Raw genomic sequence first — 20291 nt, 5'->3', positions numbered from 1 at the left:
ATTATCCCTTGGACGCTAGCGACAGCTCGGCGAACTGCTAACATGCTGATCCGATCGCACTGACCTTGAGTTCATGATGAGCCAACCCTGGAGCCCCGACAGCTGGCGGGCATTGCCTATTCAGCAGCAACCTCAATACCCCGATGCTGCGCACTTGTTAAAGGTCGAGCAGACACTGGCAAGCTATCCGCCGCTGGTATTTGCCGGCGAGGCCAGAGAGTTGCGCCGACAGTTTGCCGAGGTGACTCAGGGCCGTGCCTTCCTGTTGCAGGGCGGTGATTGCGCCGAGAGCTTCGTCGAGTTCTCCGCGGCCAAGATTCGCGACACATTCAAAGTCTTGCTGCAGATGGCAATCGTCATGACCTTTGCTGCCGGGTGCCCGGTTGTGAAAGTCGGTCGCATGGCCGGTCAGTTCGCCAAACCCCGCTCAGCCAACGATGAAACCATCGACGGCGTGACGTTTCCCGCGTATCGGGGCGATATCGTCAACGCCATCGGCTTCGATGAAAAAAGCCGCGTTCCGGACCCGGACCGACTGATTCAGGCCTACAACCAGTCCACTGCAACCCTGAACCTGCTGCGTGCCTTTGCCCAGGGCGGTTTCGCCGACCTGCATCAAGTCCACAAATGGAACCTGGACTTCATCGCCAACTCAGCCTTGGCCGAGAAGTACAGCCAACTGGCCGACCGCATTGATGAAACCCTGGCGTTCATGCGCGCCTGCGGGATGGACAGCTCGCCGCAACTGCGTGAAACCAGTTTCTTCACCGCCCACGAAGCGCTGCTGCTGAACTATGAAGAAGCCTTTGTGCGGCGCGACAGCCTGACCAACGACTACTACGATTGTTCGGCGCACATGCTGTGGATCGGCGACCGTACCCGGCAATTGGACGGCGCTCATGTGGAGTTCCTGCGCGGGGTGAACAACCCGATTGGCGTGAAAGTCGGCCCAAGCATGAACCCCGATGATTTGATTCGCCTGATCGACACCCTCAATCCGGACAACGACCCTGGCCGCCTCAACCTGATCGCCCGCATGGGCGCGAACAAGGTTGGCGACCACTTGCCGCAACTGATCCGCGCCGTTGAACGTGAAGGCCGCAAAGTGCTGTGGAGTTCCGACCCGATGCATGGCAATACGATCAAGGCCAGCAGCGGCTACAAAACGCGCGACTTTGCGCAGATCCTTGGCGAGGTGAAACAGTTCTTCCAGGTGCATCAGGCTGAAGGCACGTATGCCGGCGGCATTCATATCGAAATGACCGGGCAGAACGTCACTGAATGCATTGGCGGCGCCCGGCCGATTACCGAAGATGGTTTGTCAGATCGTTACCACACCCACTGCGACCCACGGATGAACGCCGATCAGTCGCTGGAGCTGGCGTTTCTGATTGCGGAGACGTTGAAGCAGGTTAAACGCTAGGCCTCAGGCAAACCCAAGACTTGTAGGAGCTGCCGAAGGCTGCGATTGCATACCTTTGACACACCGCCATCGCAGCCTTCGGCAGCTCCTACAGTGGTTACAGCCAACATCAGCGCTTCATCGGGTCTTTCCAGAAGTGCTGCCCGGTTTCCTGATAGACATCCGCCCGACTCAAACCAAGATCCTTCAGTGCAGCGTCACTCAAACTTTCCAATTGCCGACGCTGGCGATGCAGTTCGGACCAGCGGGAAGCGCGTCTCCTTATCGACCTGAGCAGGCGCTCGATCCAGGAATCACGGGATTGGGCTTTCAACACCAGCACGTAACCTTTTTGACCTTTCATCATCTTGCCCTCCATGTGGGATGGCAAGAGTCTCGCGCCAGCGTTAAGATCAATCAAACGAATGTTTTTTATGCGTTCCATTTGAGAGATTGATGCATTGACCAGCTACCCAAGCATCGACACCGAGCTCCTTCGCACGTTTGTCGCTATTGCCGATCACGGTGGGTTTACCCGCGCGGGCGAAGTGGTGAACCGTACTCAATCGGCCGTCAGCATGCAGATGAAGCGTCTGGAGGAAGATCTGATCCAGCGTCCCCTCTTCCAGAAGGATGGACGCACCGTCAGCCTGACGATTGAGGGGCAAGTGCTACTGGGTTATGCGCGGCGGATCCTGAAGCTGCACGGAGAAGTCTTCAACACCCTGCGCGAGCCGCACATGGTGGGCGTGGTGAAGATTGGTTCACCGGACGACTACGTCATGCGTTTTTTACCCGGCATTCTGCAGCGATTTGCGCAGACCTATCCGCTGGTGCAGATTGAAGTGCACTGTGAACCCTCAAGACAATTGCTCCTGCGCCAGGATCTGGACCTGAGTATCGTTACTCGCGAACCCGGTACCGAGATCGGTCAGATCCTGCGTCAGGAGCGATTTGTCTGGATGGTTGCTCAAGGCTTTTATCCTCACGAACAAAATCCGATGCCTTTGGCGATGTTCAACACCGACTGTTTTTGCCGAACGTGGGCCTGCAATGCGCTAGACACGATGCAGCGCGATTATCGGATTGCCTACACGAGTGCGAGTCTGGCGGCGATCAGCGCGGTAGTGACAGCCGGCCTGGCCGTGACCGCACAACTGGAAAGTCTGCTAACCCCTGATTTACGCATCATTGGCGAAGCTGAACAGATGCCGCAGCTACCGCTGGCGAGCATCGTCCTGCTGCGTAATCCGAAAAACCCGTCGCCCATTACCGAATGTCTCGCGGAACACATCGCCGAAGGATTCAGGCTTTAAGCGTTCAGGCTTTGAATGCCAGAATGACCGCACAGACCACCAGGAAGCCGCAGAACAGCGAGCGCAGCAAACGCTCGGGCAGCGAATGCGCCAGCTTTACGCCCCAACTGATGCTGGCCAGCCCACCCACGGCCAGCGGAATGCCCATGCTCCAATTGACGTGGTCATGCAGTGCGTAAGTAAACAAGGTGATGGCTGTACTCGGGGCAGCCAGCGCCAAAGCCAGTCCTTGCGCAACCACTTGGCTCGCACCAAAAAAACTGGTCAGAATCGGCGTGGCAATCACTCCACCGCCGACGCCGAACAGGCCTCCGGTGACGCCCGAACCTATCCCTAGCAACCAGAGCCGATTAACGTGGCGCAACCCGGTACTGGCGTTATCTTTGCGCCAGAACATCTGCGCCAGATTGAAGACCGTGAGCAAAATCAGAAAGGCAATGAACGCCAGGCGCATGTGCTGCGGATCAAGGCGTACCGCCCACAACGATGTCAGCCACGCCAGACAGAAACTGGGGATGATCAGCATCATGGCGTTGCGCATGGAGATACGATTTCGCTGGTTGTAACGCCACAGCGCCAACAGCACGTTAGGCAATACCATCAACAAAGCGGTGCCCTGAGCCAGTTGTTGATCAAGCCCGAACAGCACGCCTAAAGCGGGAATCGCAACCAGGCCGCCCCCAATACCGAACAACCCACCCAGAGTGCCCATGGCGGCACCCAACGCTACGAACATCACCACTTCAATCACGCCGCAATCCCTTCTCAAACAATGCGCGCATGCTACGCAGTCTGGCTGCTCAGGCAAATAACCGATGTGCGCTATTGCGATGGTTTTCATGCCCCTGATCACAAGCCATCCCTGCTTGCGCGCAGCGACTGACCGGAATTTATCTGGCGCAACAAAGATCACGGCACTAAATTGTCGGCATGACACACGCAAAAGAGGACCATCCCATGAGCGCTGACGCCAGCTCCACTGCCGACAGTAACTGCCAAGCGTTGCAGCTCGACAACCAACTGTGTTTCGCCCTTTACTCCACGTCTTTGCTGATGACCAAGGTCTACAAACCGCTGCTGCAGGCGCTGGGCCTGACCTATCCGCAGTATCTGGCGATGATGGTGCTCTGGGAACAGGACGGTTTGACCGTTGGCGACGTCAGCACCCGGCTGCTGACAGATCCGGGTTCCCTGACGCCCCTGCTCAAACGCCTGGAAGGCGAAGGTTTTATCAGTCGTACTCGCAGCAAGGAAGATGAGCGGGTTGTGCTGCTGCACCTGACCGAACAAGGCCGGGCCCTTCAGCAAAAAGCCCTGACCGTCCCCGGCTGCATCCTGTCCGCCAGCGGCCTGGAAATAGCACAACTGCAAGCGTTGCAAGGTGAACTGCTCAAGCTTCGCGAGAATCTGCAGGGCAGTGTTTGAGGGCGTTCTGCACCTCATCCACAACCACTGGATAAACGTTTTTCTGTAAGAGCATCCCGATGTGCATGGCACCGCGCAGTCTCGCGTCAAAAAATACCATGTTGGGAGCCGAGCTTGCTCGCGATGAGGCTGGACGCGGTTCACTTTAGATCGCGCCCGACCTTATCGCGAGCAAGCTCAGCTCCCACAGAAAAAAGCGTGCTTGCGTCACCACCGCACTGTGCCGGGAGCACAAGCCGATCGCCTATAGATGATTCCATTCCAACAATCCGAAATATTATCTTGCGCGCAAACTATTTGCGCGATACATTTATTTCGTACTCCGTTAGCGCACTCCTTTCCAGCGCAAACAGACAAGTTTTGAAAGACCCGATCACTACGATCTTCCGACTCTGATGAGGTGACACCATGGATACGCTTTATACCGGCATCGCAACTGCAACCGGCGGCCGTGATGGTCGTGCTGTTTCCAGCGACAATATCCTCGACGTGAAACTCGCTACGCCAAAAGAACTGGGCGGCGCAGGTGGTGCAGCCACCAACCCTGAGCAATTGTTTGCAGCCGGTTACTCGGCCTGCTTCATCGGCGCGCTGAAATTCGTCGCGGGCCAGAGCAAGCGCACTATTCCGGCTGACGCCTCGATCACTACCCATGTCGGCATCGGCCAGATTCCTGGCGGTTTCGGTCTGGATATCGACCTGAACATCAACCTGCCAGGCCTGGAACAAGCGGATGCCGAGCAACTGGTTGAAGCGGCTCACCAGGTGTGCCCGTACTCGAACGCTACTCGCGGCAACGTTGATGTGCGCCTGCATGTAACCGTATAACCGCAACGGTTCCAGGTGCTGCGGAATGGCCGAAACCTGTGGGAATTCATTCGCGAAGAGGCCAGTACAGCCGACACGCTTCTGTTGACTGATATATAGCTTTCGCGAATGAATTCGCTCCCACACAGGCGGCACAAGGGCAGCCATGTTCGTTCGACAAGCGCCCACAAAAAAGCCCGCATCGCTGCGGGCTTTTTGTTGAACGCGGTAAAAGCTGTGCTTATTTAGCACGGCCTTTGTAGGAACCGCCTTCACGTGTATCGATCTCGATGCGGTCACCGATTTCGATGAAATCAGCTACTTGCAGCTCGGTACCGTTGGCCAGCTTGGCAGGCTTCATCACCTTGCCGGAAGTGTCGCCACGAGCCGAACCTTCGGTGTAGTCAACTACGCGCACGATGGTGGTTGGCAGCTCTACGGAAACCAGACGCTCTTCGAAGAAGATCGCTTCGCAGACGTCGGTCATGCCTTCTTCCACGAATGGCAGAACGGCTTCGATGTCTTCAGCGTTCAGCTCGTACATGGTGTAGTCAGTGGTGTCCATGAACGTGTAAGTGTCGCCGCTGATGAAGGACAGGGTCGCTTCTTTGCGGTCGAGGATTACGTCGTCCAGTTTGTCATCAGCGCTGTAAACGATCTCGGTCTTGTAACCGGTCAGCAGGTTTTTCAGCTTGGTTTTCATGATGGCGCTGTTACGACCGGACTTGGTGAATTCAGCTTTCTGAACCAGCCAAGGGTCATTTTCAAGACGAATCACGGTACCGGGTTTGAGTTCTTTACCAGTTTTCATTGCGTATATCCGAATTTGGATGGAATTTGCCGAGGCTCTGTACGAGAAACCGCTTCGCGCGTGTCACGCGAAGGTCTTTTTCGTACAGAGCCTAATCTCAAGGCCGCGTATCATACGAAACTCCACAAAACAGTACCAGCGCCGTCGCAAGATCAGCGAGGGAAGCTTGCTGCACACACCAGCTTTCAGCGTGGTTCGCGATCTCTGACCAGTGCTCAAGCAGCGCCTGCCAGCTTTCAGCGCCCTCCTCTCCGGCATTCCAGGTGCGCCAGAAGTCGCTCAACGCCTTTGCAGCCTCGGGCGAGAGCCCTGCAAGGTAGTGCTCCAGAAAGGCATCGAGCTTGACCCAATGGGCGTCATCGTCCTGTTCATAGATGTGCCAGAGCAGCGGCCGCCCCGCCCACTGCGCCCTTACGAAAGAGTCTTCGCCGCGTACCACGTTGAAATCACAGGACCATAGGAGCCGGTCGTAATCCTCCTGTCTGACGAACGGCAGTACCTGAACCGTCAGCGCCCCGCGGGTTTCCCGTGCCCCGGCATGAAGCGAGTCGACGCCAAGCCAGCGTTGCAGATCCCCCAGAATACGGCCTTCCGGTACCAGTAAATGGTTTGCCTCGCTATCGGTCGCCAATGCGTCAAGCCAGGCTCCGATACCCGGATTTTCATACGCAAACACCGAAATCAACCGCGCGCCATCGTCAGGAGTGACCCTAAGACCTTGCAGGAAATGGCTACGCGCTGCCTGGTTCTGTTGAAACGCCTGACGTGTGACAAGCAAATCATGCTCTCGCAGCAGACCACCGGTAGTCGGAACAAAGCCCGGAAAGAAAAAGAATTTGCGCAGCCCGTTGGATTGCACCGACGGCAGGCCATGGCAGCCACTCACCCAATATTCGGCACTGAGGTATTCGAGATTGATCCATACCGGCCGGGGTGAACATTGTGCGATAGCGTCAACGTAGTCGGGTGGCAGACGGCAGGCGAATGCCTCAACAATTACGTCGGGGATGTCAGTGGCCTCCCATTGTTTCGGCCATTGATGGACGCTGACGCCTTCGCGCCACTGCTGCGCGGCAGAGGCATCAGCGCCAGGGCTCAGGCGTACGAAGGCAGTCAGATCATCGACCCACAGGCGTACCTTCAAACCATGCTCGGCTACCAGTTGCCTGGCCAGACGCCAGGTCACGCCGATGTCGCCGTAGTTGTCGACGACGCTGCAAAAAATGTCCCAAGAGGCTTTCATGTCCGGCTCCCTGAGGCTGGATGATAAAAAACGCCGATTGTCCTTCAGACAACCGGCATTCACCAGCCTCCGGTCATGGCACAATCGCAGCATCTGCAGTCAACGCCGAGATCCCGTCATGCCCACTACCCATCGTCGCGAGCTGAATGTGTCCCTTCACCCATTGAAACTGATCGCCTGTATCGCCATCGGCATCTGGCTTGGTTTTGTCGCAGTGGCGATGACCGGCATGCTGATCTACAAAGCCCTGCCCGCTGCCGAAACTCAGGTAATCAACAATGCGGCCGCGCAACTAAGCGCACCGCCGGTCGAAAAGCCTGCGCCCGCGGCGGAAAAAACCATGTTCGAAAAGTATGAGCAAAGCCTGCGGGAAAGCGAGGCTCGCCAGGCGTGGGAACAGGCTCAGGAACAACAGCAGAAAAACTTCAACGGCCCCAAATGTAACTTCTGGATGCAGCAGGATCGCACCGCGCCCAGCGAGAAAAGCCGCGCCAATGTCATCCAGTTCTGCGGATAAACCATGAACAAGCAAGACGTGTTGCAACTGATCATCGACAAACTGGAGGTGGACCTGGATATCGCCCGGCGCGCTGCTCAGACCGCGTATGAAACCGCGACCCACGAAGAAAACATCGCCGAAAACAAATACGACACGCTGGGGCTCGAAGCCTCGTATCTGGCTGCGGGTCAGGCGCGGCGTGTGGAAGAAATTCGCCAGTCGCTGGTGCTCTACCAAAAGCTGACACTCGCGCCATTCAGCGAGGACAAAGGCATTCAGTCCGGCGACCTGATCACGCTGGAAAATCACCTTGGCGTTGAACAGCATCTGTTTCTGGGGCCTGACGCCGCTGGTCTGAAGATTCAATACGACGCGCACACTGTCACGGTAATCACCGCCCGTGCGCCATTAGGCCAGAGCTTGCTGGGTAAACAGACGGGCGATGAACTGGAGATTCGCGTAAATAGCAGCAGCCAAACCTTCGAAGTCACGCAGATAGTGTGACCGGCTATTCATTTACAGGGTTGATCGCTCCAACTTTTTCTGGGTATGGTGGCTTCGTCGCCACATAAAGTGACCGGGACTACATAACCGGAAGCAAGGACTCACTAAGTAGGAGATATTTCATGACTAACGTCATTGCTTTCCCTGACGCCCATGAACGTGATCGCCTCAAGTCAAGTGACCACCCTGGGCTGAGATACCTGAACAAGAAAGAGCGACTGCTGATCGACCAGTTACGTCAGACCAGCCATGCCGGACGTCAGTACGTCTATGACTACGCAGCCATTATGTCGCTGTCCAAGCCGTTGCATCCGGATTGAGTGCCCGCGGTCTCTGAATTTGATGAGAACCCTGTGCAGACTGTGTGGGAGCGAATTTATTCGCGATGGGCTGATACAGTCGATACATGCCTGGCACCGCCTTCGCGAATAAATTCGCTCCCACTGTCGTCTATTCAGCCCCGGTTCAGCCCATGACACCCTAACCCGGCGCAAGCGCCTATAGTGGCCGCACGCCCCGGTAATCTGGAATCCGTCATGAATCCCGCTGGATCTGAACACGCCCCCTCTGAACGGCACTTAGCAACAGAATCGACCGGCAAGAAACCTGTCGATCATCTGCGTTTCCACAAGCACCACGCGCACCTCGCCAGTACCTTTGGCAATGACGGGTTTGCCCTCAAGGCCGAGGCCTTCGCCCGCTTCTTTGGTACGCCTGCGTTCCTCGGTGCACAAACCGTTATCGTTCTGCTCTGGGTGGTGTGTAACGCCACCGGCCTGACCCAATTCGATCTGTACCCGTTTATCCTCCTCAATCTGGCGTTCAGCCTTCAGTCGGCCTACGCAGCGCCTCTGATTCTGCTGGCTCAGACCCGCCAGTCAGCGCGCGACAAAGCCAATGCCGACGCTGACGCCCAGCACCGCGAAGATCTGGCAGCACAAATGCTCTCGCTGCTGGAGCAGAACACCCGCCTCACAGAACTGACCAAATCGCTCACCGAGCGTATTGAGACGCTCACCTCTGACATGCATAAGCATTTCGTGAAACGCGACCCGGTCGATTGCGAGAAAAAGCCGGGCTGACTGGCCGCTTTTCCAACGCCCTGTCCATCCTGTTCGAGTGAGAAGCCAGGTAGGCCAAGCCGTTACTTGAGTCGGACATTTTCCAGAGCTGTCGCCACTTAGTATTGCACCCGTCATAAAACCAAAGGATTATGACCATAATTAAAACCGCAAAAGCCTTGTGGAGTGCACGTCATGTCGATTCAGACCCGTGATGAAAAACTCAGCCTCTGGCTGGAAGAAGAGCGAGCCATACGAGAAAGCCTGGGCGCAGCGGGCACAATGCGTCTAGCCGATGTGGCCCTGTTGGAGCCCAGAGAGTTCTTCGAAGGCATTGGTCGTGGCGACCTGCCCTGTCCGCCCATTGGCGAGCTCATGGATTTCACTCCGCTGCGCTGGTCGCCGGGAGAGTTCGTTTTTCAGGGGACGCCCGATGAGCGTCATTACAATCCTTTGGGCAGCGTGCATGGCGGGTACGCGGCAACGCTACTGGACTCATGCATGGGTTGCGCGATTCACACCCGTCTGAAAAAAGGTCAGGGCTACACCACGCTGGACTTGCGTATCAGTTACGTAAGGGCACTGAACCACTCAGTCGGGCCGGTGCGCGCGGAAGGCAAGGTGATCCATATCGGTCGTTCAACTGCATTGGCCGAGGGTCGGCTGTATGACGTGGATGACCGGCTTTACGCCATTGGCAGTACGACCTGCATGATTCTCAATATGGATACTTGAATTGACTCCATAGTTGTAGGAGCTCACGAGCATCGCGAGCCAGCGATGGCGGTGTATCAGATAGAACGCTATCGCTGCCTCGCGGTGCTCGTGAGCTCCTACAGTTCCAATCGAGACCTCTCTCACACGCTGAACGACCAAAATCTTGAACCCTCCACGCCTTCTACTGACCAACCTGACAAGCCCATTCGTGACGCACAGGCAAATATCCCTTTCCCGTTGCACTGTTTTTCTCCGCAGTCCGAGCCGGGATACTGAGCTCACGTCTTGTTTGTTGAATCAATTTGAAGGAGCACCACGCATGTCTATTCCAGCATTCGGCCTTGGCACTTTTCGCCTCAAGGATCAGGTTGTTATCGACTCTGTAACCAATGGCCTTGAAGTGGGCTATAGAGTCATCGACACCGCTCAGATCTATGGCAACGAAGCCGAAGTCGGCAAAGCCATCGCCGACAGCGACGTGCCTCGTGAAGAGTTGTTCATCACCACCAAAATCTGGACCGACAACTTCGCCGCCGACAAGCTGATCCCGAGCCTCAAGGAAAGCCTGGCAAAACTGCAGACTGACCACGTGGATCTGACACTGATTCACTGGCCTTCGCCAGAAGGCAAAGTCTCGGTCAAAGAGTTCATGACGGCTTTGCTGGAGGCCAAAAAGCAAGGCCTGACCAAACAGATCGGCATCTCCAACTTCACGATTGCGTTGATGAAGGAAGCCATTGAAGTGGTCGGTGCAGAGAACATCGCCACCAACCAGATTGAACTGCACCCGTACCTGCAAAACCGCAAGGTGGCTGACTTCGCCAAACAGCACGGCATTCAGATCACGTCTTACATGACCCTGGCCTACGGTGAAGTGCTGAAGGATCCGGTGATCGAACAGATCGCCAAACGCCACAATGCTTCGACAGCACAAGTGACGCTGGCCTGGGCGATGCAACTGGGTTACGCGGTGATCCCGTCGTCGACCAAACGCAGCAATCTGGAGAGCAACCTCAAGGCTCAGGATTTGAAACTGAGCGATGAAGACATGGCACAGATCGCAGCGCTAGATCGCGGCCACCGCCTGACCAGCCCCGCGAGCCTTGCGCCGAAGTGGGATTGATCAGCGTCTGATTGGAATGCAATACCTGTGGGAGCCGGGCTTGCCCGCGATAAGGTCGAAGCGATCTAACAGAAATCGCGGTGTCCTTATCGCGGGCAAGCCCGGCTCCCACAAGAGATTTCATTTCAATTCAATGAGGTGTGCTTACCCCACCGCCAACAGCCGCTCCAGCACTGACTGATCACGCCCCGCCCGCGCCACATTGGCGTACAGCGATTCGGCGATTTCATCGGCGCGGATTGGCAGCACCGACAACAAGGTGTCGCTCAACCCGTGACTGGACTCGCAGAAACCCTGCATGTAGATCGAGGCTTTGCAGCGGCTGTCGCTCTTGATCCGATAATCGCGGCTCACTTCAAAGTCCCCCAGATACTCACTCAGCGGCTCCAGCAGATGGCGGTGCAACTGACGCTCGTAGCCGGTGGCCAGGACCACTGCGTCGTAGGTCTGCACGCTGCTTTCACCATTGGCGAGATTACCCAGCACCACTTCAATACCGTTGGCGGTTGCCTTCGCGTTCTGGACCGAGGTCAGGTTGCGGAATGTATGACGTGCAATGCCCGAGACTTTCTGGCGATAGAACACACCGTAGATGCGCTCGATCAGATCAATGTCCACCACTGAGTAATTGGTGCTGTGGTATTCGCGGATCATCTCTGCGCGCTGCATGCCGTTCTGGCTGAACATGAGATCGGTGAACTCGGGTGAGAACACTTCGTTGACGAAAGGACTGTCGTCAGCAGGCTTGAGGGCCGAACCGCGCAGAATCACGTCCACCTGCACCGACGGGTAACTGTCGTTCAGGTCAATGAAGGCCTCGGCCGCACTCTGCCCGCCGCCAACAATCGCGATGCGCATCGGCTTGCCATTGGCGCAGGCTTGCTGAGCCATGGATTGCAGGTATTTGGAATGGTGAAACACTCGTGCGTCGCCCTTCATCCCGGAGAAAGCCTCAGGAATACGCGGCGTGCCGCCAGAGCTGACCACCACCGAGCGAGTGGTGCGCACATGATTCTGGCCTTGCGTATCACGGGAGATAACCCGCAACGCCTCGACCTGCTTTTTGTGCAGCACCGGCTCGATGGCGGTGACTTCTTCGCCATAGCGGCTCTGTTCGTTGAACTGTGCTGCCACCCAGCGCAGGTAGTCGTTGTACTCCATCCGGCACGGGTAAAAAGTGCCCAGGTTGATGAAGTCCACCAGGCGACCGTGCTGCTTGAGGTAGTTGACGAACGAAAACGGGCTCGTGGGATTACGCAGCGTGACCAGATCCTTGAGGAAGGAAATCTGCAGTTCGCTTTGGGTCACCAGAGTGTTGCCGTGCCAGCGGTAGTCGGCCTGTTTGTCGAGGAACAACGCATCCAGCGCACCCTCCCGCTCGCCCCGTTCCTTCAGGGCAATTGCCAGTGCCAGATTGGATGGACCAAAACCGATACCGATCAAATCGTGAACCACGGCAGATACAAGAGCCTGTGTCATTCCAGTGTCCTCGGGAGATGTTGCCCGCTCGTCAATCAATGGCCAGCAAGGTGGCCTGTTGCAGTAGGAAACGAGGACAGAGAAACAAAATTTAACGATTGGGCCGAGAACGGGGCGACGAGGCAGAGGGACAGGAAAGCCGGCCCTGCTGTTATGTGATGCATATTCTGTAGGAGCTGCCGAAGGCTGCGAATGCATCAAGCCTGACACACCGCTATCGCAGCCTTCGGCAGCTCCTACAGGAATACGTTTCCATTCAAATAATTGCGCTATTTTTGATCAGACGCGGCTTAACGCGACTCCCCACGCAACAACGCCACCTGTCTGCGCGCCGCTGCCTGGGTCGATGCGTCACCTGTCAACGCTGGCCCGGCGACAACAGTCACCCTCGACCACAGGCGGCGGAACAAACGTTTGCCCGGCGCACGGCTGAAAAAGCTGCCCCACAAGCCTTGCAGCGCCATCGGGATGACCGGCACAGACGTCTGTTCAAGAATGAGCTTCATGCCACTTTTAAACTCATCAATCTCACCGTCGCGAGTCAACTTGCCTTCTGGAAAGATGCATACCAGCTCGCCTTCGTTCAGGTATTGGGCAATCTTTTTGAAAGCTTGATCGTAGATCTGCAAGTCCTCACCACGCCCGGCGATAGGGATCGTCCCGGCGGTGCGGAAAATAAAGTTAAGCACCGGCAAGTTGTAGATCTTGTAGTACATGACGAAACGAATCGGCCGCCGCACTGCGCCGCCGATCAACAGGGCATCAACGAACGACACGTGATTACAAACCAGCAATGCCGGACCTTCGTCTGGAATATGGTCGAGATTCTCGTGCTTGACGCGGTACATGGAATGGCTGAGCAGCCAGATCATGAAGCGCATGGTGAACTCGGGAACAACCTTGAAGATGTACACGTTGACCGCGATGTTCATCAACGAGATGGCCAGGAACAGCTCAGGAATCGACAGCTTGGCCACGCTGAGCAGCAAGATCGACACAATCGCCGACACCACCATGAACAGCGCATTGAGAATGTTGTTGGCAGCAATGACCCGAGAGCGCTCGCGCTCCAGGGTGCGGGACTGAATCAGGGCATACAGCGGCACGATGTAGAAGCCACCAAAAATCCCGATGCCGAGAATGTCCAGCAGCACCCACCACGCATGACTGAAACCAAGGACGCCCAGCCAGTCATTGGCCATGACGTTCTGCGGCATCTGTCCGGAATGCCACCACAGCAACAGGCCGAACACCGTCAGGCCCATGGAGCCAAATGGCACCAGACCTATTTCTACCTTGCGCCCGGACAGGCGCTCGCAGAGCATCGAGCCGGTCGCGATGCCGATGGAGAAGACGGTCAGTATCAGCGTCACCACGGTTTCGTCGCCGTACAGCCACTCTTTGGCGTAGGACGGGATTTGCGTCAGGTAAATCGCACCGACGAACCAGAACCACGAGTTACCGACAATTGAACGCGACACCGCGGGCGTCTGACCCAGTCCCAGACGCAAGGTGGCCCAGGTCTGAGTGAAAATATTCCATTCAATTTTCATCTGCGGCGTAACCGCTGCGGCCCGGGGAATGCTATGGCTGGCGATGTAGCCCAGGCTCGCCGTCAACACCATCACGCTGGCGACAAACATCTCGTAATGAGCGGTGGACATGATGATACCGGCGCAAATGGTCCCGGCCAGAATCGCCAGAAAGGTGCCCATTTCCACCAGCCCGTTACCGCCGACCAGTTCTTCTTCACGCAGGTGTTGCGGCAGGATCGAATACTTCACGGGCCCGAACAGCGCCGAGTGGGTGCCCATGGCAAACAACGCCACCAGCATCAGCCACAAGTGCCCGAACAGAAACCCCACCGATCCCACCAGCATGATGCCAATCTCGGCCAGCTTGATCACACGGATCAACTTGTCCTTGGCGTACTTCTCACCAAACTGTCCGGCTAGGGCAGAGAACAGGAAGAACGGCAGGATGAACAGCAACGCACACAGGTTGACCCAGATAGAGCGATCACCGTCGATGTTCAGTTTGTAGAGAATGGCCAGAATCAGCGATTGCTTGAGGATATTGTCATTGAAAGCCCCGAGGGACTGTGTGATGAAAAACGGCAGGAAACGACGCTTTCCAAGCAAATTGAACTGTGACTGATGGCTCATCGTCCGCGATCCTGAATGGCAACGGGCACATTGAAGACGTTACAAGACGTAATGTCGATAGCATGTTTCGGAATGTTGTGGATTTGGAGGTCAATTCAGAATGGCGCAGATCCTGTGGGAGCGTGGCTTGCCCGCGATTCAGGCGCTTTGGCTGCCCAGACAGACCGCATCATCGTTTATCGCGAGAAGCTCGGTTCGTATCCAGACTACCTAATTGAAATACATCCTGTAGGAGCTCACGAGCACAGCGAGGCAGCGATGGCAGTTTGTCTGATACACCGCTATCGCGGCCTCGCGGTGCTCGTGCGCTCCAGGTCCATCGTTTGGCGTGAGACAGCGCAGTGTGATGAACACAGGGGCTGCTCCCACAGGAATCAACGGCATGTATGGACAGTGCTTGCCCGCCATAAGCGCACCAAGTGCCCACATCCAGCCACTCTTCCCTTTCACGACTAAAGTAGCTCCTGCTCCCCCGAACCTTCATGCGAGACTAGCCAGCTTGTTCTTGAGGCTCTGAATGTCTATGTCGCTGTCCACCGGGCTGATTGCGGCCGTCGCCCTGGCTTATATGGCCGTCATGTTTGCCATCGCCTTTTACGGTGACCGGCGCAGCACGTCGCTGCCGCCCCGGCTGCGCGCGTGGGTGTATAGCCTGTCGCTGGCGGTGTATTGCACCAGCTGGACGTTCTTCGGCGCAGTTGGTCAGGCCGCCGAGCAGTTATGGTCGTTTCTGCCGATCTACCTCGGGCCTGTGGTGCTGATGCTGCTGGCGCCGTGGGTGCTGCAAAAGATGGTGCTGATCAGCAAACAGGAAAACATCACCTCGATTGCTGACTTCATCGCTGCCCGCTATGGCAAGTCGCAATCCCTGGCCGTGGTGGTTGCGCTGATCTGTCTGGTGGGCGTGCTGCCCTATATCGCCCTGCAACTCAAAGGCATCGTGCTGGGGGTGAACATCCTCATTGGTGCAGTCGCGGACGCCACAGGAACCCGAGCCCAGGACACAGCACTCATCGTCTCGCTGGTCCTCGCGCTGTTCACGATTGTCTTTGGAACGCGCAATCTGGACGTCACCGAGCACCATCGCGGCATGGTCATGGCGATTGCCTTCGAGGCGCTGGTCAAGCTGTTTGCCTTCATGGCAGTGGGCGCGTTCGTGACCTATGGCCTCTATGACGGCTTCGACGACCTGTTCAATCAGGCCCTGATCGCGCCACGGCTTGAGGAGTACTGGAAGGAAACCATCAACTGGCCGTCCATGGTGGTGCAAACCGGCGTGGCGATGATGGCGATTGTCTGCTTGCCACGGCAGTTTCACGTCACCGTCGTGGAGAATATCGATCCGCAAGACCTGCGCCTGGCCAAGTGGGTGTTCCCGGCCTATCTGGTCCTCGCGGCGCTTTTCGTAGTGCCCATCGCCCTGGCCGGACAAATGCTGCTGCCAGACTCGGTGCTCCCGGACTCGTTCGTGATCAGTCTGCCGCTGGCGACGACTCATCCGTCACTGGCCTTGCTGGCGTTCATCGGCGGTGCCTCAGCGGCAACAGGCATGGTGATCGTGGCGAGTGTCGCGCTGTCGACGATGATCTCCAACGACATGCTGCTGCCTTGGCTACTGAGCCGAAAAACGGCGGAGCGCCCGTTTGAGGCGTTCCGTCACTGGATGCTGTCGGTGCGCCGGGTCAGCATCGTGGTCATTCTGCTGCTGGCCTACGTCTGCTATCGACTGCTGGGTTCGACCGCCAGTCTGGCAACCATTGGCCAGATCGCCTTCGCCGCCATTACGCAGTTATCGCCCGCGATGTTTGGTGCACTGTGGTGGAAGCAGGCCAACCGCAGGGGTGTTTTTGCCGGATTGGGGGCCGGGATTTTCCTGTGGTTTTACACCTTGGTACTGCCGATTTCTGCCGAAAGTCTGGGATGGCCGCTGGAAACGTTTCCACTGCTGGCCTGGCTGCACAGCAACCCGTTGGGGTTGCCGATTACGCCGCTGACCCAAGGCGTGGTGCTGTCGTTGGCGGGCAACTTCATCCTGTTCGGCTGGGTGTCGGTGATCTCCAAGACCCGGGTTTCCGAGCACTGGCAGGCCGGACGTTTCATCGGTCAGGACGCCAGCGTCAGCACCGGCAACCGGCCGCTGCTGGCCGTGCAGGTCGAGGATTTGCTGAACCTTTCCGCACGTTTCGTGGGTGAAGAACGCGCCCGACAAAGCTTCATCCGCTTTGCCTATCGTCAAGGCAAAGGCTTCAACCCGAACCAGAATGCCAACGGCGACTGGATCGCTCACACCGAGCGCCTGTTGGCCGGTGTGCTGGGCGCCTCATCGACCCGCGCCGTGGTGAAAGCCGCCATCGAAGGCCGCGACATGCAGCTCGAAGACGTGGTGCGCATCGCCGATGAAGCCTCCGAGGTGCTGCAGTTCAACCGCGCCCTGCTCCAAGGAGCCATCGAGAACATCACCCAGGGCATCAGCGTGGTCGATCAATCGCTCAAGCTGGTGGCGTGGAATCACCGTTATCTGGAGCTGTTCAATTATCCCGAGGGGCTGATCAGCATTGGCCGCCCGATTGCCGACATCATTCGCTACAACGCCGAACGCGGGCTGCTGGGTCCCGGCGAGGCGGAAGTTCACGTGGCCCGGCGTCTGCACTGGATGCGTCAGGGCCGTGCCCACACCTCCGAGCGGATGTTCCCCAATGGCCGGGTGATCGAACTGATCGGCAACCCGATGCCTGGCGGTGGTTTCGTGATGAGTTTCACTGACATCACAGCCTTCCGCGATGCCGAACATGCGCTCAAGGGCGCGAATGAAAGCCTTGAGCAACGGGTCGCCGAGCGTACCCACGAGCTATCACAGCTGAACCTTGCCCTGACCGAAGCCAAGGGCACAGCCGAAGCGGCCAACCAGTCGAAAACCCGCTTCCTGGCAGCGGTCAGCCACGACTTGATGCAACCACTGAATGCCGCCCGCCTGTTCTCCGCGGCGCTGTCCCATCAGGACGACGGCATGTCCGCTGAAACCCAGCAACTGGTGCAGCATCTGGACAGTTCGCTGCGCTCAGCCGAAGACCTGATCAGCGACTTGCTGGACATTTCCCGCCTGGAAAACGGCAAGATCACCCCGGACCGTCAGCCTTTTGCACTGAACACGCTGTTTGACACACTGGGCGCCGAGTTCAAGGCGCTGGCCCAGGAACAAGGCCTGGAATTCCGGGTAAGCGGCACCGCGCTGCGGGTCGACAGTGATGCCAAGTTGCTGCGGCGCATCCTGCAGAACTTCCTGACCAATGCGTTCCGTTACGGCAAAGGCCCGATACTGCTCGGCGTGCGCCGTCGTGGCACCTACCTTAGTCTGGAGGTCTGGGATCGCGGGCCGGGGATTCCGGAAGACAAGCAGCGGGTGATTTTCGAAGAGTTCAAACGTCTGGACAGTCACCAGACCCGCGCTGAAAAAGGCCTGGGGCTGGGCCTGGCGATTGCTGATGGTCTGTGTCGCGTACTGGGCCACACGTTGCAAGTGCGCTCATGGCCGGGCAAAGGCAGCGTGTTCAGCGTGTGCGTGCCGCTGGCTCAGCATCAGACAGTTCCGGCCAGCGTCGTACCCGACGCAAACCGTAACGCGCTGACCGGGACGCAAGTGCTGTGCATTGATAACGAAGACAGCATTCTGATCGGCATGAACAGCCTGCTGACTCGCTGGGGCTGTCAGGTATGGACTGCCCGCAGCCGTGAGGAATGTCAGGCGCTGCTGGATGAAGGCGTAAGCCCGCAACTGGCGCTGGTGGATTACCACCTGGACAATGGCGAGACCGGCACCGAGCTGATGGCCTGGTTGCGAACGCGCCTGGGTAAACCGGTACCGGGCGTCGTGATCAGCGCCGACGGCCGGCCCGAACTGATCGCTCAAGTGCATGCTGCGGGGCTGGATTACCTGCCCAAGCCGGTCAAGCCCGCTGCTTTGCGGGCGTTGCTGAGTCGGCATGTGATGTTGGGGTGAGGTCTGCGCATAAGGCTGGACGCGTTTCACTTTAGACCGCGCGGACCTTATCGCGAGCAAGCTCTGCTTCCACAGGTCCCACTCGATTTACTTTGCATCTCAGCTTGCAGGCAAACATAGAATCTCCCGCATAGGTCCAATGCTCTTCGAGGCGCATTTAATCTTGAGTTGAAATGCCGTCCCCTGTGGGAGCAAGGCTTGCCCGCGATACATAAGACGCAGCTAAAAGACAGACCGCGTTGTCGTTTATCGCGGCCAAGCCTCGCCGTTGATGGTCCGCAGCGCAAGCGGTGAGGCAAACGATTATGAGAAAGGAATACCGATATACATATTTCTCATTTGACAATCATTATCATCAAGCCTAATTTGTTGCCCGGTGTGTAGGGGGCTTCCCTACGAAAGCTGCATCTGCCCAATTGCTGCAAGGTGATTTCCATGCCGGAACAACTATCCACAAGTACGTGCGATTCACCGCTTCTCCAGGCGTTTGTCGAAAACCGCCTGATTCTGGTCAAGATCGCCGCCCGCATTACCGGCTGCCGATCACGGGCGGAAGACGTCGTACAGGACGCTTTCTTCCGACTGCAGTCCGCGCCGCAGATCACGTCGTCGATCAAGGCCCAGCTCAGTTACCTGTTTCAGATCGTGCGCAATCTGGCGATCGATCATTACCGCAAACAGGCGCTTGAGCAGAAGTACTCGGGCCCCGAGGAAGAGGGACTCAATGTGGTTATCCACGGCGCGTCTCCTGAAACCTCGCACATGAACTTCACCACCCTGGAAACCATTGCCGACGCCCTGACCGAACTGCCTAGCCGCACTCGCTATGCATTCGAGATGTACCGGCTGCACGGCGTCCCGCAGAAGGACATCGCCAAGGAACTGGGTGTTTCGCCGACACTGGTGAACTTCATGATTCGCGATGCGCTGGTGCATTGCCGCAAGGTTTCCCTGCAGGAAGCGCGCGCTGTACGTCGCTGAACGCTGAACCTGTAGGAGCTGCCGAAGGCTGCGAAAGCGGTTTCACTGACCGCCCCAATCGCAGCCTTCGGCAGCTCCTACAGGGACGGTGCACGACGTAAACCGGCGTTAAGCCCAATCACACCGCTCAAAAAACCGCTGCCGGTCCAGCGTCATCAGCGCTGCCCGCTTATGTGGGAAATCGAATTCCTTCTCCTTCTCGAACCCCTGCCCTTGCATATAGGCAATCATCTTCCCGTTGTCGGCACGCGGTTCTGACACCAGCCGCTGAGTGCGCTCATCATCGAGAAAAAGGTAATGCACCAGTGCCGAGAGCCAACTGGCGACTTTATGTGGGCCCCGGTGGCTTTCTTCGCCCACCAACATGTGAATCCCACGGTCGTATTCGCCAGGACTACAGAACGGAGCGATGCGATCTTCCAGCGCCCAATAGGCTTCGAAATAAGCAAAGGGTTCGTCGTCAAAGCAGCCGATCAAGGTCAGTGTATGAGGGTCGGCAGCCTGCTTTTCCAGGTACTCTCGATGCTGCTCCAGCGATCCGCCCTCCTGCCAGAATTGCAGAACGCGAGGATTGTTTTGCCAGCGATTGAAGCGCTCAAGGTCCAGATCGACATCCAGAGCGCGCAGAGAAATCGAGGTGCCGAGACGGGCATCAAAACGTCGATAGACTTCGCCGACAGGCTTGGCCGGGCGAATCAACGGCATCGCCGTCGCGGGTAATGACTGAGGCATGCTTTGGGCTCACGAATAAAGGGCTGATT

General features: G+C 57.2%; 18 protein-coding genes and 1 pseudogene. 12 read left to right on the top strand and 7 right to left on the bottom strand.

Going from position 1 to position 20291, the window contains the following annotated elements; translation table 11 throughout:
* Window positions 1-76: 76 nt before the first annotated feature.
* Window positions 77-1423 carry a class II 3-deoxy-7-phosphoheptulonate synthase gene (locus tag KDX30_RS03995; protein WP_099267452.1) on the top strand — a complete coding sequence of 449 codons (1347 nt, stop codon included), beginning with the start codon at window positions 77-79 and terminating at the stop codon, window positions 1421-1423.
* 109 nt (window positions 1424-1532) lie between these two features.
* Here KDX30_RS03995 and KDX30_RS03990 read toward each other — a convergent pair whose 3' ends face one another.
* Complete coding sequence (locus KDX30_RS03990) at window positions 1533-1769, bottom strand: DUF1127 domain-containing protein (RefSeq protein ID WP_027900562.1); 237 nt, start codon at window positions 1767-1769, stop codon at window positions 1533-1535.
* A gap of 94 nt (window positions 1770-1863) precedes the next feature.
* Here KDX30_RS03990 and KDX30_RS03985 point away from each other — a divergent pair, with 94 nt between their 5' ends.
* Window positions 1864-2718, top strand: coding sequence for a LysR substrate-binding domain-containing protein (locus KDX30_RS03985; RefSeq protein WP_027900561.1), 855 nt, complete (start codon window positions 1864-1866; stop codon window positions 2716-2718).
* A gap of 4 nt (window positions 2719-2722) precedes the next feature.
* Here the strand turns inward: KDX30_RS03985 and KDX30_RS03980 are convergent, their stop codons facing one another.
* Entirely contained in the window at window positions 2723-3469 is a 747-nt protein-coding gene (locus KDX30_RS03980; RefSeq protein ID WP_027900560.1) for a sulfite exporter TauE/SafE family protein, read from the bottom strand.
* A 206-nt stretch (window positions 3470-3675) separates the two neighbouring features.
* Between KDX30_RS03980 and KDX30_RS03975 the strand changes: the two genes are divergently transcribed.
* Both KDX30_RS03975 and KDX30_RS03970 read left to right on the top strand, forming a co-directional pair.
* Window positions 3676-4143 carry a MarR family winged helix-turn-helix transcriptional regulator gene (locus KDX30_RS03975; protein ID WP_231675031.1) on the top strand — a complete coding sequence of 156 codons (468 nt, stop codon included), beginning with the start codon at window positions 3676-3678 and terminating at the stop codon, window positions 4141-4143.
* Window positions 4144-4551: 408 nt separating this feature from the next.
* Window positions 4552-4971, top strand: a complete 420-nt coding sequence (locus KDX30_RS03970; protein ID WP_027900558.1) for an organic hydroperoxide resistance protein — start codon at window positions 4552-4554, stop codon at window positions 4969-4971.
* 220 nt (window positions 4972-5191) lie between these two features.
* On the opposite strand, the gene KDX30_RS03965 is transcribed toward KDX30_RS03970, so the two are convergent.
* Together KDX30_RS03965 and earP are read right to left on the bottom strand one after the other, a co-directional pair.
* Window positions 5192-5761, bottom strand: coding sequence for an elongation factor P (locus tag KDX30_RS03965; protein WP_027900557.1), 570 nt, complete (start codon window positions 5759-5761; stop codon window positions 5192-5194).
* Window positions 5762-5858: 97 nt separating this feature from the next.
* Entirely contained in the window at window positions 5859-7004 is a 1146-nt protein-coding gene (gene earP / locus KDX30_RS03960) for an elongation factor P maturation arginine rhamnosyltransferase EarP (RefSeq protein WP_231675030.1), read from the bottom strand.
* Between the two features lie 118 nt (window positions 7005-7122).
* On the opposite strand from earP, the gene KDX30_RS03955 reads away from it, so the two are divergent.
* The 6 genes from KDX30_RS03955 (at window position 7123) to dkgB (ending at window position 10908) form a co-directional block, all read left to right on the top strand.
* Window positions 7123-7521 (top strand): hypothetical protein, encoded by a 399-nt coding sequence (locus KDX30_RS03955; RefSeq protein ID WP_231675029.1) that lies wholly within the window; start codon window positions 7123-7125, stop codon window positions 7519-7521.
* A 3-nt stretch (window positions 7522-7524) separates the two neighbouring features.
* Window positions 7525-8007 (top strand): GreA/GreB family elongation factor, encoded by a 483-nt coding sequence (locus KDX30_RS03950; protein ID WP_099267456.1) that lies wholly within the window; start codon window positions 7525-7527, stop codon window positions 8005-8007.
* A 122-nt stretch (window positions 8008-8129) separates the two neighbouring features.
* Window positions 8130-8327: a hypothetical protein gene (locus KDX30_RS03945; protein WP_027900553.1), complete on the top strand. Its 198-nt coding sequence runs from the start codon at window positions 8130-8132 to the stop codon at window positions 8325-8327.
* A 216-nt stretch (window positions 8328-8543) separates the two neighbouring features.
* Window positions 8544-9089, top strand: a complete 546-nt coding sequence (locus tag KDX30_RS03940) for a DUF1003 domain-containing protein (protein ID WP_231675028.1) — start codon at window positions 8544-8546, stop codon at window positions 9087-9089.
* A gap of 174 nt (window positions 9090-9263) precedes the next feature.
* A complete protein-coding gene (locus tag KDX30_RS03935; RefSeq protein WP_099267458.1) occupies window positions 9264-9803 on the top strand; it encodes a PaaI family thioesterase in 540 nt (179 codons plus the stop codon).
* A 301-nt stretch (window positions 9804-10104) separates the two neighbouring features.
* A complete protein-coding gene (gene dkgB / locus KDX30_RS03930; protein WP_231675027.1) occupies window positions 10105-10908 on the top strand; it encodes a 2,5-didehydrogluconate reductase DkgB in 804 nt (267 codons plus the stop codon).
* A gap of 144 nt (window positions 10909-11052) precedes the next feature.
* Here the strand turns inward: dkgB and KDX30_RS03925 are convergent, their stop codons facing one another.
* Window positions 11053-12387: a lysine N(6)-hydroxylase/L-ornithine N(5)-oxygenase family protein gene (locus KDX30_RS03925; RefSeq protein ID WP_231675026.1), complete on the bottom strand. Its 1335-nt coding sequence runs from the start codon at window positions 12385-12387 to the stop codon at window positions 11053-11055.
* A 290-nt stretch (window positions 12388-12677) separates the two neighbouring features.
* On the bottom strand, window positions 12678-14552 hold the full coding sequence (locus KDX30_RS03920; RefSeq protein WP_231675025.1) for an MFS transporter: 1875 nt from the start codon (window positions 14550-14552) through the stop codon (window positions 12678-12680).
* Window positions 14553-15075: 523 nt separating this feature from the next.
* Here KDX30_RS03920 and KDX30_RS03915 point away from each other — a divergent pair.
* Both KDX30_RS03915 and KDX30_RS03910 read left to right on the top strand, forming a co-directional pair.
* Entirely contained in the window at window positions 15076-18549 is a 3474-nt protein-coding gene (locus KDX30_RS03915) for a hybrid sensor histidine kinase/response regulator (protein ID WP_231675053.1), read from the top strand.
* A gap of 435 nt (window positions 18550-18984) precedes the next feature.
* A complete protein-coding gene (locus tag KDX30_RS03910; protein ID WP_231675024.1) occupies window positions 18985-19530 on the top strand; it encodes an RNA polymerase factor sigma-70 in 546 nt (181 codons plus the stop codon).
* Between the two features lie 108 nt (window positions 19531-19638).
* Here KDX30_RS03910 and KDX30_RS03905 read toward each other — a convergent pair.
* Window positions 19639-20226: pseudogene (locus tag KDX30_RS03905) on the bottom strand (GNAT family N-acetyltransferase); the annotation flags it as partial.
* Window positions 20227-20291: the final 65 nt, after the last annotated feature.

Source organism: Pseudomonas quasicaspiana (assembly GCF_021147825.1).
Classification (GTDB): Bacteria; Pseudomonadota; Gammaproteobacteria; order Pseudomonadales; family Pseudomonadaceae; genus Aquipseudomonas; species Aquipseudomonas quasicaspiana.
The sequence above is the reverse complement of the archived record's forward strand: the minus strand, read 5'-3'. Positions and strand labels throughout refer to the sequence as shown.